Origin of the sequence: Tessaracoccus sp. MC1679 (genome assembly GCF_014164775.1) — a bacterium.
In the GTDB taxonomy this organism is placed as follows: domain Bacteria; phylum Actinomycetota; class Actinomycetes; order Propionibacteriales; family Propionibacteriaceae; genus Arachnia.
Genome location: NZ_JACJGB010000006.1, coordinates 108,156 through 121,809 on the forward strand (window position 1 = coordinate 108,156; position 13,654 = coordinate 121,809).

14 protein-coding genes are annotated in these 13,654 nt (G+C 69.6%); 7 read left to right on the forward strand and 7 right to left on the reverse strand.

Annotated features, from left to right (window positions below; genetic code table 11):
- Window positions 1–199 precede the first annotated feature (199 nt).
- Window positions 200–982, forward strand: coding sequence for a carboxylesterase (locus H5398_RS11130; protein WP_182800048.1), 783 nt, complete (start codon window positions 200–202; stop codon window positions 980–982).
- Window positions 983–1,036: 54 nt separating this feature from the next.
- Here the strand turns inward: H5398_RS11130 and H5398_RS11135 are convergent, their stop codons facing one another.
- Both H5398_RS11135 and H5398_RS11140 read right to left on the reverse strand, forming a co-directional pair.
- On the reverse strand, window positions 1,037–2,131 hold the full coding sequence (locus tag H5398_RS11135; RefSeq protein ID WP_182800049.1) for a C40 family peptidase: 1,095 nt from the start codon (window positions 2,129–2,131) through the stop codon (window positions 1,037–1,039).
- Between the two features lie 120 nt (window positions 2,132–2,251).
- Entirely contained in the window at window positions 2,252–2,458 is a 207-nt protein-coding gene (locus H5398_RS11140) for a hypothetical protein (RefSeq protein WP_182782579.1), read from the reverse strand.
- A 61-nt stretch (window positions 2,459–2,519) separates the two neighbouring features.
- Here H5398_RS11140 and H5398_RS11145 point away from each other — a divergent pair, with 61 nt between their 5' ends.
- Window positions 2,520–4,286: a DEDD exonuclease domain-containing protein gene (locus H5398_RS11145; protein WP_182800050.1), complete on the forward strand. Its 1,767-nt coding sequence runs from the start codon at window positions 2,520–2,522 to the stop codon at window positions 4,284–4,286.
- A 102-nt stretch (window positions 4,287–4,388) separates the two neighbouring features.
- On the opposite strand, the gene H5398_RS11150 is transcribed toward H5398_RS11145, so the two are convergent.
- Both H5398_RS11150 and H5398_RS11155 read right to left on the reverse strand, forming a co-directional pair.
- Window positions 4,389–5,033, reverse strand: a complete 645-nt coding sequence (locus H5398_RS11150; protein WP_182800051.1) for an RES family NAD+ phosphorylase — start codon at window positions 5,031–5,033, stop codon at window positions 4,389–4,391.
- Window positions 5,030–5,767: a hypothetical protein gene (locus H5398_RS11155; protein WP_182800052.1), complete on the reverse strand. Its 738-nt coding sequence runs from the start codon at window positions 5,765–5,767 to the stop codon at window positions 5,030–5,032. Before H5398_RS11155 ends, H5398_RS11150 begins: the two co-directional genes overlap by 4 nt.
- A gap of 188 nt (window positions 5,768–5,955) precedes the next feature.
- Here H5398_RS11155 and H5398_RS11160 point away from each other — a divergent pair, with 188 nt between their 5' ends.
- The 3 genes from H5398_RS11160 to H5398_RS11170 are packed head-to-tail and all read left to right on the forward strand — an operon-like array spanning window position 5,956 to window position 7,981.
- Window positions 5,956–6,300, forward strand: coding sequence for a PLD nuclease N-terminal domain-containing protein (locus tag H5398_RS11160; protein ID WP_182800053.1), 345 nt, complete (start codon window positions 5,956–5,958; stop codon window positions 6,298–6,300).
- Entirely contained in the window at window positions 6,297–7,229 is a 933-nt protein-coding gene (locus H5398_RS11165) for an ABC transporter ATP-binding protein (protein ID WP_182800054.1), read from the forward strand. The genes H5398_RS11160 and H5398_RS11165 overlap by 4 nt, the downstream gene beginning before the upstream one ends.
- Window positions 7,226–7,981, forward strand: coding sequence for an ABC transporter permease (locus tag H5398_RS11170; protein ID WP_182800055.1), 756 nt, complete (start codon window positions 7,226–7,228; stop codon window positions 7,979–7,981). Before H5398_RS11165 ends, H5398_RS11170 begins: the two co-directional genes overlap by 4 nt.
- Window positions 7,982–8,140: 159 nt before the next feature.
- Here the strand turns inward: H5398_RS11170 and H5398_RS11175 are convergent, their stop codons facing one another.
- Window positions 8,141–8,632 carry a UPF0158 family protein gene (locus tag H5398_RS11175; protein WP_182800056.1) on the reverse strand — a complete coding sequence of 164 codons (492 nt, stop codon included), beginning with the start codon at window positions 8,630–8,632 and terminating at the stop codon, window positions 8,141–8,143.
- A gap of 16 nt (window positions 8,633–8,648) precedes the next feature.
- Here H5398_RS11175 and H5398_RS11180 point away from each other — a divergent pair, with 16 nt between their 5' ends.
- Both H5398_RS11180 and H5398_RS11185 read left to right on the forward strand, forming a co-directional pair.
- Window positions 8,649–8,813, forward strand: a complete 165-nt coding sequence (locus H5398_RS11180) for a hypothetical protein (RefSeq protein ID WP_182800057.1) — start codon at window positions 8,649–8,651, stop codon at window positions 8,811–8,813.
- Between the two features lie 282 nt (window positions 8,814–9,095).
- Complete coding sequence (locus tag H5398_RS11185; protein ID WP_182800058.1) at window positions 9,096–11,198, forward strand: nuclease-related domain-containing DEAD/DEAH box helicase; 2,103 nt, start codon at window positions 9,096–9,098, stop codon at window positions 11,196–11,198.
- Between the two features lie 329 nt (window positions 11,199–11,527).
- Here H5398_RS11185 and H5398_RS11190 read toward each other — a convergent pair whose 3' ends face one another.
- Together H5398_RS11190 and H5398_RS11195 are read right to left on the reverse strand one after the other, a co-directional pair.
- Window positions 11,528–12,037 carry a peptidylprolyl isomerase gene (locus H5398_RS11190; RefSeq protein ID WP_182800059.1) on the reverse strand — a complete coding sequence of 170 codons (510 nt, stop codon included), beginning with the start codon at window positions 12,035–12,037 and terminating at the stop codon, window positions 11,528–11,530.
- Between the two features lie 58 nt (window positions 12,038–12,095).
- The gene (locus H5398_RS11195; protein WP_182800060.1) at window positions 12,096–13,550 is read right to left on the reverse strand and encodes a MauE/DoxX family redox-associated membrane protein; all 1,455 of its coding nucleotides are present in this window, start codon (window positions 13,548–13,550) and stop codon (window positions 12,096–12,098) included.
- Window positions 13,551–13,654 lie beyond the last annotated feature (104 nt).

The window sequence follows — 13,654 nt, forward strand, 5'->3', positions numbered from 1 at the left end:
TCACAAACGCTGGCGTCCGGCTGTAACGCTGGCGTCCATCTCTAAGGCTGGCGTCCGGCTGTAACGCTGGCGTCCGGCTGTAACGCTGGCGTCCATCTGTAAGGCTGGCGTCCGTCGGTTAGGCATGCGTCCGCCACCCAGCCACCCAGCCACCCGCGACCCAACCCCGGGCGATCCGCATCGGGCCTATCCTCGATCCATGTTCTTCTCGACGCCGTTCTCCCGCCCCGCCGCGACGCCCGTCTGGCCCGAGGCCCGGCCCCTCCATCTCGGCGACGGCGACATCGGCGTGGTGATGTGCCACGGCTTCACCGGCTCGGTGGCGTCCATCCGCCCGTGGGCGGAGGCCCTCGCCGCCCCCGCCGAGGAGTACCCGGGGGTGCGCGTGGTCGCGCCGAGACTGCCCGGGCACGGCACGTCGTGGCAGGACATGGCGCGGATGCGCTGGTGGGACTGGTTCGGCGCCGTCGAGGACGCCTATCTGGAGCTGGCGGGCGAGCAGAAGCGGGTGTTCGTGGCAGGTTTGTCGATGGGCGGGGCGCTGGCGCTGCATCTGGCCGCGCGGCACACCGTCGCGGGGGTGCTGCTGGTCAATCCGGCGATCGCGTCGCGGGATCCGCGTTACCCGGTGGCGTCACGGCTGCGGCACGTGCTGCCGCCCCAGAAGGGGATCGCTTCGGACATCGCGCAGCCGGGTGTGGTGGAGCCGGCCTACCCAAAGTTCGCTGTGGCCAGCCTGGGCACGATGATGGATCTGTGGAGGGAGGCCCGCTCGGGGCTGCGGCGCATTGACGCGCCGGTGCTGTTGATGCGCTCCCCGCAGGACCACGTCGTCGACGATCTGAGCTCGGAGATCATCAAGCGCGAGGTGCGCGACGTTCGCTTCGCCTCGTTGCAGCGGAGCTTCCACGTGGCGACGCTGGACTACGACGCGGACCTGATTGTCGCGGAGTCGCGGCGGTTCATCACCAGCGTCCACTGACGCGGGAGTGGAAGAAGGCCGCCGAATCCGGCGGCCTTCTCACAGAAGCAATGCTCAGCCGACGACGCGGCGCACGCCCGTGATGGGCATCGAGTGCAGGCTCGTGACGTTGACGCCGCTGCGCGGGTTGGCCGCGTGGACGATCTTGCCGTTGCCGATGTACAGCGCAACGTGGCTGACGGGGCTGTAGTAGAAGACGAGGTCGCCGGGCTGGATCTCCGACAGCGACACCTTGCGTCCCTCGCTCGAATACTGCGTCCTCGACGAGCGGCTCAGCGTGATGCCGACCTGGCGGTAGGCGTAGCTGGTGAGGCCGGAGCAGTCGAAGGTGTTGGGTCCGGAGGTGCCCCACACGTAGGCGCTGCCCACCTTGGCGAGGGCCGCGTTGATGGCACCCTGGACGCGCGACGACGACGCGGCGGTCACGGGAGCCGTCTGGGTCTCTGCCTTCGGCGCCGACGACGCGGTGGTCTCACGCGATCGGCTGGTGGTGGCTGCTTCCGCGGCGCGTGCCTCGGCCGCGGCCTGCTCGGCTGCGGCGCGGGCCTGACGCTCGGCCTCGATGGCGGCGAGGCGCTGGCGCTCCTCCTCCGAGAGGCGGTCGTAGACGCGCTGGGCCTCGGCCTCCTTGGCTTCGAACTCCTCGGCGAGCACGGTCTTGGCCGCGAGTTCCTTCTTGACGGTGGCCTCGGTGGCGGCCGCGTCTTCGCGGAGGGTGGTGAGCTTGGCCTGGTCCAGCTGGAGCTGCTGCACGCCTGCGTTGGAGCGGTCTAGCTCGCTCTGGTAGGTGGCGAGCCCGCTGAGGAAGTTGTCCGAGGAGCCGCTGGTGAGCAGCTGCGCGGTGACGCTGAAGGAGTCGTGGCGCATCTGGAGGGTGGCGACGTCGCCCATCTCGTCTGCGAGCGTCGACACCTTCGCCTCCTGCGTCTGCAGGTCAGCGGCGATGGTCTTGAGCTTGGCCTCGGCCTGCTGGGCGCGCTCGCTGGCCTCGATCAGCTCCTGATCGATGGCCGACGACTCCTGCTGGATGCGGGCCAGCTCTTCGCGGGCCTTCTCCACAGCGGCGGGGTCAGCCTGGGCGGCGACGCCCATGGTGGCGACGAGGGCGGCAGCGACGATCCCGGTCAGGGCGAGTCGGACTCGGTTCACGTGTAACTCCAAGCGTTGGGCAAGTCTGAGAGAATCTTAAGCGCCCTCAGGCTTTTCTCAAAATGTTTACGGAAGTTAGTGTCCCCCGTCGGACGTGCCCGCCTGGAGGCCTTGTCAGACTCACATTGCCTGATGGCGTATGTCGTCGTCCGGGTGGCTCAACCGCAGCGGTGGGACCAGCCCGGCGTCGGCCAGGACGGTGAGCGCCCGTTGTTCGGAGTCCTCGAGGCCCACGCCGGGCGGGCCGAGGAGGACGGAGATCACGCAGTCCGCGCACGCGTCTCCGCGCACGGTGCAGGTGGTGCAGTCAACATGCAAGGTAGCCATGACGCCACCCTTGCCCACCCCTCCGACAGTTTCTGTCAGACCCTGCCCCTACCGTGATCCCATGCCCGAGATCTCCGCCGCCCAACCCTCGTTCGAGGACCTCGGAGTCCACCTCTCGCAGGTCACGTTCGTCGTGGTGGACCTCGAGACGACCGGCGGCGCGGCGGACTCCGAGATCACCGAGGTGGGCGCGGTGAAGGTGCGCGGAGGCCAGGTGATCGGCGAGTTCCAGACCCTCGTCCGCCCCTCCACCCCTATCCCCGCCATGATCCAGGTGCTCACGGGCATCACCAACCAGATGGTGGCCACCGCTCCCCCACCGTCGCAGGTGCTGCCCGCCTTCGCGGAGTTCGCCGCGGGCGCGGTGATCGTGGCGCACAACGCCCGCTTCGACACCGGCTTCCTCAAGCGCGGCTACGAGCAGCTCGGTCTCGCCTGGCCGCGCCCCACCGTCGTCGACACCGTCGCCCTGGCCCGCACCGCCCTCCTGCGTGACGAGGTACCCAACTGCAAGCTGGCCACCCTCGCCCGCTTCTTCCGCGCCGGCACCGAGCCCAACCACCGAGCTCTCAGCGACGCGCGCGCCACCGTCGACGTCCTCCACGGCCTGCTGGAGCGGGTGGGCAACCTCGGCGTCCACACCCTGGAGGACCTCACCGAGTTCGCGCTCCAGGTCTCCCCGGACCGGCGCGCCAAGCGCACCTGGGCCACCAACGCCCCCGAGTGCGCCGGCGTCTACTTCTTCTACACAGATTCCGTCACCCCCGACGGCGAGAAGAAGCGCGAGATCCTCTACGTCGGCAAGTCCACCAACCTGCGCCGTCGAGTCCGCTCCTACTTCTCCGCGGCGGAGAAGCGCGGCCGCATCCACGAGATGGTGCGGGTGGCCTCCGGGGTGGAGTTCGTGAAATGCGCCACGGACCTGGAGGCGGAGGTGCGGGAGCTGCGGATGATCGAGTCGCTGGCCCCGCGCTACAACCGTCGCTCCAAGAACCAGCGGAAGGTGAGCTGGCTGAAGCTCACCGACGAGGCGTTCCCGCGGCTGTCGATCGTCACGCAGGTCAAGCAGGAGGGCACCTACTTCGGCCCCTTCCGATCCCGCGACGCCGCGGACGAGGCGGCCCTCACCCTCTACGACGCCTTCCGCCTACGCCGCTGCACCACGCGCCTCTCCCCCAAGAAGGCCTCCGCCTCCTGCGCGCTGGCGGAGATGGGCCGCTGCGTGGCGCCCTGCGAGCTGGGCGACGGCGCCGCCCAGTACCCGGCCATCGCCCAGGCCGTGTCCAGCAGCTGGCTGGGCGACGTCCGCCCGGTGCTGCGGAGCGTCCGGGTGCGGATGCGCAAGCTGGTGGCGCAGGAGCGCTTCGAGGAAGCGGGCACCATCTCGGACCGCCTGACGGCCTACTACCGCACGTCCATCCGCTTCCACCGCCTCCGTTCCCTGGCGCTGTGCCGGCAGCTGGTGGCGGCCATCCCGTCGGCGGCGGGTTGGGACATCCACGTCATCCGCTACGGCAAGCTCGCCGCCGCCACGACGGCGCCCTCAGCCCGCGCCCGCGCCGCCGCCGAAGGGGCCATGGCAACGGCGGAGACGGTCCTCGCGCCCCGCGGCGGACTGCCGGCGGGCAGCGTGGAGGAGGCGGAGCGGATCGCGGCGTGGCTGGAGCTGCCGGGTGTCCGGCTCATCGAGACCGACGGCGAATGGGCCTGGCCCCTCCACGCCGGACTGCCCGACGGCGCCCTCGCCGACGAGCTCCTGGGCCCGGCCCCGCCCCTGCCTGTGGACGATCCGCTCGGACGGACGGTCGCAGCCCTCCTCGCGTCCTGACGGTAATCATCATGTCACTCAGACATGTACATTCTTGGCCTCAATTCGTACATGTCCTGCGGACATGTCGACGCCGTCACCATGTCGATGCCGATCGAGCAGTCACGGGATGACTCTGGCTCTCGCCCTGGTCACCGTCCTTCGCACCTTCGTGCGCAGCTCCGCCGTCCAACCCGACACCTCAGCGGCCCCCCGGCTTGGGCGGGGACGCCCCTCGGACCCAAAGAGCGCTAGCGCATTGACGGCGCCGGGCGTGAACCGGGGAGCGTAGGCAATGGCGCTGAACCCGGCGGCCAGGAACGCCGCTGCATGCCGTTGGGTAAGCCCATAGCCAGCCCCCGCCGAGATCTCGCGTGTGACGTAGCCGGCGGCTTCGACACTTTGAGTATCTGCGATGTCCTCAGGCTCGCAGAAGGGCCTGAGGTCGACGCTGGAGACGGTGGTGCCGTCGAGTGCGACGGGTGGGAGAATGGGATGCGTCCCCCACACCTCCCCCAGCCGCTCTCGCACAGCGGCCTCGATGTTGTCCGCGAAGTAGCAGGTCCCTTCCGGCTGCGCCAGGTCGAAGCGCCCGTCTCCTGGCGGAATGGACGCGAACCACCAACAACCACGATCTGGCTCCGCCGGGTACCCGTCCGAGTGGGCCCGGTACCAGCGGCTCAGATCCACGCCCGTGCACCTGGGGAAGTCCGCGGCAAGTTCCGTCGAGGGATGCGGTTCTCCGAGGCTGATGTCCTCACGGCTCACCGGAGCATCCTCTCGACGTCGGCATGCGCGAGCGCGAGGACGGCGGCCGGATCCCTACCCTGGGCCAGCCAGTTCGCCGCGGAGACCTGGCCCAGTGCTCCTTGTGGTGTGGTCAACCAGAGCGCCTTGGACAGGCCATCCTTTGCCACCCGGTTCAACTCGCTCAGAACCTCCGACAGTCCAGCCAGCGGCTCGAGGTCTGGCGTGAACTGCCACGTGGGGTAGAGAAGGGCGCCGTCATCAGCCGGGACGGCGAGCAGCGTGTTCCGCTGGACCCGACCTGTGAGCGCCTGACGCGTGACGCCCAGGCGTCGCCTGAGCCCTTGCGTGTCGAAGTAGGGACCCAGGGCCTCCGTGGGGTCATCGTCGTCGGGGAGGCGGTTGGCGAACGCTTCGACCGCGGCTTCCGCCTCGCTTTCGGTCAGGGTGCCGGCGCCGACCCGTTGAACGAGCACATCGTGGAGACGATGAAGCACGGCTTCCGGACGGACACGCCCGGGCGCGGCCGTCAGGTCATCGTCATCGACGAGGCGGACGAAGGAGCCGGTCTTTTCGACGGAGACGCGCAGGACGCCGCCCACCGCCTTGGCGTGACCACTCTTCCCTTCCTCAACCAGCAGCAGGCGGTCCTGCTTGCCCGAATGCGACCTCTCCAGCAGGAGCGTGACAGGGACGAAGTCCGCATCAGTGACATCCTCCACCTTGGTGATCCCGCGCTCCCGCTTCGCGCCCATCCTCGTCCTGAGAGCCTTCCTCCGGGGACTCTTCAGCGATCTGGCCACATTGACCCCCTTGCATCCATCGTCAATTGAGTCAAGGCTACACCCGTGAGGAAGTCTGGGACTAGGCTTGACTAGTGGCGAAGGCGCCACGACGGACCCCGTCCACAATCGCGCCTTCAGCCCGACAGAAGGGAACCACCATGACGTTCGATCAACTCCTCGACCTCCCCACCGGCGTCCTCGTCCTGCTCGGCATCCTCATCGTCATCGAACTGGCGCTCCTCATCGTGGGCGTCGTCGCGTGGGCCCGCACGCCGGACGCGCAGATGCCCAGGCCCAACAAGTGGGTCTGGCTCGTGCTCATCCTCTTCGTGCAGATCCTCGGCCCCATCACCTTCCTCCTGGTCCGGCGCAGCGAGGCCAAGTACGCCTCCGCTGCCGCCCAGCCGGAGGCGCTGCCCGGGGCCCGCCACGCGGCGGGCCGCACCGCCGCCGACACCGCCGACCTCCTCTACGGCCAACGCGAGGACAAGGACCCCAAGTGAACGTGGTCGAGACCAACGGCCTCACCAAGCAGTACGGCGAAGTCCGCGCCCTCGACGGCGTCTCCCTGACGGTGCCGGAGGGCTCGGTTTTCGGCTTCCTCGGCCCCAACGGCGCGGGGAAGACCACGATGCTGCGCATCCTGCTGGGACTGGCGCGGCCCACCTCGGGAGGCGCCACGATTTTCGGCCATGACACCGAGTCCGGCCGCGACGCCATCCACGCCCGCGTCGGGTTCCTGCCGGACGTGCCGGGCTTCTACCCGTGGATGACGGGCGCGGAGTTCATGCGGTTCGCCGGCTCCCTCTTCGGAATCGCGGAGCCGGTCCTCACCGAGCGGGCCGACGCTCTCCTCGAGATGGCGGGACTGGCCGGGAACAAGAACCCGGTGGGCGGCTACTCGCGCGGCATGAAGCAGCGCCTGGGGATCGCGCAGGCCCTCATCAACGCCCCGGACCTGCTGATCCTCGACGAGCCCACCTCCGCCCTGGACCCCCTCGGCCGCGCGGAGGTGCTGCAGATGATCGCCTCGCTCCGCGGCCGCACCACCGTCCTGTTCTCCAGCCACCTGCTTGGCGACGTGGAGCGGATCTGTGACCAGGTGGCGGTCCTCGACCGCGGCCGGCTCGTCGTCCAGGGCACGGTCGCCGACCTCCGCCGCTCCCACGGCGGCTCGACGACGGTGCGCATCGCCGTCACCGACGGCATCGAGGCGCTCACCGCGACTGTCGCGGCCGAGCCGTGGTGCGTCCGCCACACCCCCGTGTCTGGCGACGATCAGGCCATCGACGTGATCGTCAGCGATCTCGACGCCGCACGCCAGGCCACCCCCGGAATGCTCGCCGGGCTGGGGCTGGGGCTGCGCCGCTTCGATGAGCTCGAGGTCTCCCTCGAGGACGTGTTCGTGGGTCTCGTGGGGGTGAACCGATGAGCTTCCGAGCCTTCCTGTCCAAGGACCTGCGCGAGATCCTCCGCACGTGGCGGATCATCGTGCTTCCGGGGATCCTGCTGTTCTGGGCCGTCACCGGGCCCCCGACAGCCGCCTACACCCCCGAGCTCCTCGCCACGCTGGGCGGCGACGTCTTCGCGGGCGTGATCCCGGACCCCACATGGGTGGACTCCTACGCCCAGTGGACCAAGAACCTGAGCCAGATTGTCGGCTTCGCCCTCATCATCATGCTGGGCAGCGCCATCTCGGGCGAGAAGCGTGCGGGCACCGCGATCATGGTGCTGACCAAGCCCGTGTCGCGCGCGGGCTTCGTGCTCTCGAAGTTCGTCTCGACGGCGATCCTCCTCATTGGCGCCACCCTGGCCGGGATGCTGGTGACCTGGGGCGTGACGCTGATCTGGTTCCCCGACGCGCCGTTCGGCCCGCTGTTGGCGGCGACGGCGGCGTGGCTGCTGTTCGCGCTGCTGCTGGTGGCTGTGGTGCTGCTGGGCTCGGCCGCGGTGGACTCTGGCGCAGGCGCGGCCGGCATCGGCCTGGGCTTCTTCTTCCTTCTGATGCTGTCTGGGATCTGGGGCCCGATGCTCCGCTGGACGCCTGCGGGGATGGTCAACGCCCCGGTCGCGCTCGGGGCGGACGTCGAGGTGGACATTCTGTGGCCCGCCCTCACGACGGCAATCCTCATCGTGGCCCTGGTGTGGGCGGCGGTGAAGGTCTTCGAGCGTCGCGAGCTCTGACCCTTTCCTCGTTGGCTGAGCCCCTCCGCTGGCTGAGGTGCGAGGAGCGAAGCGACGAGCCTCGAAGCCTATGAAACGCGAGCTGACAAGGTCACCCTTCGTAGGCTTCGAGGCCGCTGCGCGGCACCTCAGCCAGCGGGGGCGGGCCCGCTGCGGACGCTACCGGGACTGCTCGACGAGGGTGATGTTGTTGGCGTCTGCCCACTTGCGGGCGATCCTGGTGAACTGCTCGTCGCGGTAGCGGTACCAAGCATCGGCGAGGTCGTGGCGGTGGACGAGATCCTTGAACCGTCGGAACGCCCCGGCGCGGTGCAACCCGTCCCACAACCGTCGCCTCAGCTCCGACTCTGGGAGAGTCGCGGTGAAGTCGACCATGATGGAGTGCTCGTCGACGTCGAACTTCGTCGGCAGGGGCACGAACCGGTCGGTGGCGTCCTCCAGTATCAGCAGCGCGAGCTTGAGGGAGTCCACGTCGCCGCTGTTCGTGTAGGTGGCCGCTTCGGCCAAGTCGGCGGCTTCGGGAAGGTCCTCTGCGGTGGAGAGTTCGTCGCCCAAGACCCAGACCAGTTCGTCGTCCTGCCGGTCGTAGTAGATGCGGCAGTCATCGCCCATGGTCAGAGCGTCTGCCACGTCGGCGAGTCGCACAGCCACATCCACTCCACATCTGATGAGTCGCTTCAGCGTAACCCTTTCCGAGCCTGCCTGGAACACCGTCAAAGGCGGGATCGTCGGCGACATCGTCGTGGTGGTGGCTGCGGCCGCGGCGGGTGGCCCGCCCCCTTCGTTGGTTGAGGTGCTCGACGCGCAGCGGCAAGCCCCCCTCGTTGGCTGAGGTGCCGCGTAGCGGCCTCGAAGCCTATAAAGCGCGAGCTGACAAGGTCACTTTTCTTAGGCTTCGAGGGCGCTCCGCGCCGCCTCAGCCAGCGGTAGGGAGGCCTTTGCCTGTACTGAGGCGCGAGAAGCCAAGTGGCGCACCTGCACCGCGAGTTCTGACTCCCGCTGCCTGACTGACCCGCTGCACGCGCCCACTGCAATACTGAGGGCGCTCAACCCGCCCCACCCAGCACCGAAGGCCTCACCGTGATCCAGCGCCGCGACACCGGACGGACCCCGCATGGTCGCCGGTGACTCCGCCGGCGCCGAGTCCCGACGCCAGCTCGCCCTCGCCGACGCCCACGCCAAGGCCGCCGCCGAGGCCCGCGCCGCAGCGGGCCGCTTCGGGATCGCGGAGACCACGGAGCGTCAGACCGCGCGGACCCTCGCTCCCCTCTCCGCGCTCGGCTACTTCCTCCTGCCCGACCGCCGCTGGCCCGGCACCCGACGCGCCCAGGTGGATCTGGTCGTCGTCGGCCCCGGCGGCGTCTTCATCGTCGACACGAAGGCCTGGAAGGAGGTCGGCATCGACAACGGCCGGGTCCTGCGCGGCGACGACGACGTCACCGACGAGCTCCTCATGCTCAACGACCTGGTGGACGTCACCCAGGCCGACCTCGCCGAGGTTGGGCTCGCACCCGGGGAGGTCCGCTCCCTCGTCGTCATGGCGGGACGCCGCGGCCTCGACGCCACCGTCAGCGGGATCCGCATCGTCGGCGAGCGGGACGCTCTCAGCGCCATCGCCCGCCACGGCAATCGGCTGACGCCCACGCAGGTCGACACCGTGATGGGCCGCGCGCTCAGCTTCTTCCCTCAGGCCTCCGCCCCCGCGCCGGTGAGTGTGACCATCCCCGCGCCTGTCGTCCCAGCGGCCCCCAGCCCCGTCACCCCACCCCCGCCACACCAGGCCCAGCAGGACGCGCTCCTCACCCCCGAGGAGGTCAACGACGCCCTCCTCGAAGGCATCCTCGCCCAGCCCATCGAGGAGTGGATGTCCTTCCTCCATCCACAGCAGGCAAAGCTCGTCCGACGCTCCTTTCCCGGCCCGTCGCGCATCCGCGGCCCGGCGGGCACCGGCAAAACGGTCGTCGGCCTGCACCGCGCCGCGCACCTCGCCCGCAGCCAGCCGGGACGCATCCTGGTCACCACGTATGTCCGCACGCTGCCTGACGTTCTCCACGAGCTGCTCCGACGGTTGGCGCCGGAGGTGGTGGACCGTGTCGAGTTCGTCGGTGCGCACGCCTTCGCGCGCCGGATCCTGCGGGAGCGCGGGGTCCCTCACCGCATCGAACCCGCCCAATCACGGGAGGCCTTCGACGCCGCGTGGCACCGCGTCGGTGCCCCATCAGTCCTCGGCAGCTCGCAGGACCGGCGCTACTGGGAGGATGAGATCGAGCACGTGCTCAAGGGCCGAGGCATCACCCGGTTCGAGGACTACGCCGATCTCTCGCGCACCGGGCGGCGCCGCACCCTGCAGCTCTCGGGGCGTGAGGCCGTCTGGCGGCTCCACGAGGCCTACGATGCCGAGCTGCGCAGCCGCGGGATCATCGACTACGCGGACCCGATCCTCCTGGCCGAGGCCGAGCTCCGCCGGGAGCCGATGACCGGTGCGTACTCTGCGGTCATCGTGGACGAGGCGCAGGACCTGTCCTGCGCCATGATCCGCATCCTGCACCTGCTGGTCGGCAACGAGCCGGACGGGTTCACGCTGATCGGCGACGGGCAGCAGTCGATCTACCCCGGCGGCTACACCCTGGGCGAGGCCGGGATCTCGGTCGCGGGCCGTGGCGTGGTGCTCGACATCAACTACCGCAACACCGCCCAGATCGTGAACTTCGCCCAGCGACTCGTGGCCGGCGACGAGTACGCCGACATCGAGGGCGTCCTCGCCCGCGGCGACGTGCCGGCAAGCGTCCCGCGGAAGGGGGCAGACCCCGTCATCGCGCACTGCGGCAGCCGTCGCGAACTCAACGATGCCCTCATCGCCCGGGTCCGCACCGTCACCACGGACATCGGCACCGGCATCGGCGACGTGGCGGTGCTGTGCATCTCGCGGTGGGCGGCCCGCGACGCAGCCCGGGCCCTCGAGCAGGCCGGCTTCCCTGTCGTGGACTTGGAGAAGTACAGCGGCGTCCCTGTCGACGCGGTGAAGGTGGGCACCATCAAGCGCGCGAAGGGCCTGGAGTTCAAGCAGGTCCTCATCCCAGACATCCGCAACGAGCACACCATCACAGCGCCACCGGCCGACGACACGGCCCGCGAACGATGGGACCTCACCCGGCGCGAACTGTATGTCGCCATGACGAGGGCCCGTGACGGCCTCTGGGTCGGCATCTCCAACTGATCACACCCTCCCGCGGGCTGATGAGTCTCGACGCGCCCCCTTGGTGGCTGAGGTGCTCGACGCGCCACTTCGTGGCTGAGGTGCTCGACGCGGCAGCCGCGGCCCACTTCGCTGGCTGAGGTGCCGCGAAGCGGCCTCGAAGCCTCTGAAACGTGAGCTGACAAGGTCACTCACCTTAGGCTTCGAGGGCGTTCCGCGCCACCTCAGCCAGCGGTAGGGAGCCGCTCCGCGGCACCTCAGCCAGCGATATGGGGCCCTTCGCGGCCCTCATCCATCGAGGATGAGAAACGCCCGCCGGCGTCAGCCGGCGGGCGTTCCAGACGATCAGGTCAGGCGACCGTGACCGAGTTGATCACAACCGGCTCGACCGGGTTGTCACCCCGACCCACCTTCGTGGTGGCGATCGAGTCGACAACCTTCTGGCTGGCCGCGTCCTTCACCTCACCGAAGATGGTGTGGCGGCGGTTGAGGTGCGGGGTGGGGCCCACGGTGATGAAGAACTGGGAGCCGTTGGTGCCGGGGCCGGCGTTGGCCATGGCCAGCAGGTAGGGCTTGTTGAACGTGAGCTCCGGGTGGAACTCGTCGCCGAACTGGTAGCCCGGTCCGCCGCGACCGTCACCGTTCGGGCAGCCGCCCTGGATCATGAATCCGTCGATGACGCGGTGGAAGGTGAGACCGTCGTAGAAGTTGCCGGTGGTCTTCTTCCCCGTGGCGGGGTCGGCGTATTCCTTGGTGCCGGTGGCGAGGCCGACGAAGTTCTCGACGGTCTTGGGGGCGTGGTCGGGGAACAGCTCGATGACGATGTCACCGTGGTTCGTGTGGAGCGTAGCGGTGCTCACGCGTGTCCTTTCGTTGCCTTCTTGGTCGGGTCCAGTGTGTCAGAGCGGGGCAAGCGGGTCACTCCGCCGGAGGGAGCTGGGCCTCGATGTCGGCCACGAACTGCTCCACCTCGTCGATCCCGGTGACGGGTCCCCCGGCGATCATCCCGTCGGCGCCCAGCAGCACCGCGGCCACCTGCCCAGTTGCGCCGAGGGCCTTCGCCGCGAGCCCGGCGTGGTCGTACAGCGACACCTTCTCCACCTCCGCCGGGATGGTGCCCGCCGAGCGGGGGCGGATCGACGGCACCAGCCGCACCTGCAGCACCGGCAGCCGGCTCTGCCACTCCTCGATCCCGGCGATCCCGGCCCGCGCCGGCGTGCACAGGCAGTTGATGGTGACCAGCAGCTGCGCCTGCTGCCCTGCCAGCGCCCTGAGCGTGACGGGCTCGCCGTCGGGGCGCAGCAGCACGCCGTCGGGGATGGGGATGCGCTCGTAGTCCTCGAGGCCGTCGTCCTCCACCTCGACGACGGCGGGCTCAGCCACCACCGGCTCAGGCTCCACGGGCTCCCGCTCGGCCTCAACGGCCGCTGCAGCGGCCTCCAGCACCGGGCGGAGGATCAGGTCCCGCACCTGCTGCTCGCCCGTCACGGGGGCACCCACCACGGACCCAGCGGCGTCCAGCTCCACCGCCGACGGGGTGAACGCGCCTCCCAGCGCCTGGGCCACGTTGGAGCCCCAGTCCTCGTGGAGGTGGGCGAGGTCCTTCCACTTCGGGTCGTCCCGCTCGGAGCCCGACGGCCGCACTGGGATCACCGCGCGCCCGGGCACCTGCTCCAGCCACTGGGGAAGCTGGTCGAGCACACGCTCGCATCCCCCGCAGCCGGACACCACGAACAGCAGCACCACCCCGCCGTGCTCACGCGCCAGTGCCCGGAGCCGAACCCGCTCGCCGCTCTCGACGTCGGTGAGGGCGAGGTTCGGCGCGAAGCCGAGCGCGCCCGCCCCTGGACCTTCCGCCTGCTCGGACTGGGGCCCGGGCAGCAGGGAAAGCGTGACGACGAGCGCGCTGAGGGCGGACATCGCCAGCCATCCCCAGCCGTTGGCGTCCAGCCCGTAGACATCCTCGCCGGCAATCACGGCCATGAAGCCGAGCAGGGCCAGCAGCAGGAAGAGGACGTTGCGGGCCAGGGTCCGCGGGGACACGTCGTGCGAACCCAGGGCTCCGAAGCAGTTGCAGCGCACCGGCTCGTCGAACCGGAGAGCCCGCGCGATGATAACGGTGTAGGTGCCGAACAGCGCCACCGACGCCACCGCTCCCCCGACGAGCACCCAGCCGGACCCAACCACCAGCACCAAGGCCAGCAGAAGTTCCCCCCAGGGCAGCAGGGCCGGCGCGGGCGAGCGGCGCAGCCACCCGGGCAGCCGGAGCGCCTGGAAGGCGTCGCGGGTCTCGCTCCTGGCGGCCAGCTTCGCCATCCCGGAGATCGCCAGCAGGACGGCACACGTCAGGTTCCCCAGCACCAGATAACTCACTCGACGACCATATCCGTTGGCTGAGGTGCCGCGAAGCGGCCTCGAAGCCTATGAAACGCAAGCTGATCCGCTGGCTGAGGTGCCCCCGAAGCGGCCCTCCCCCG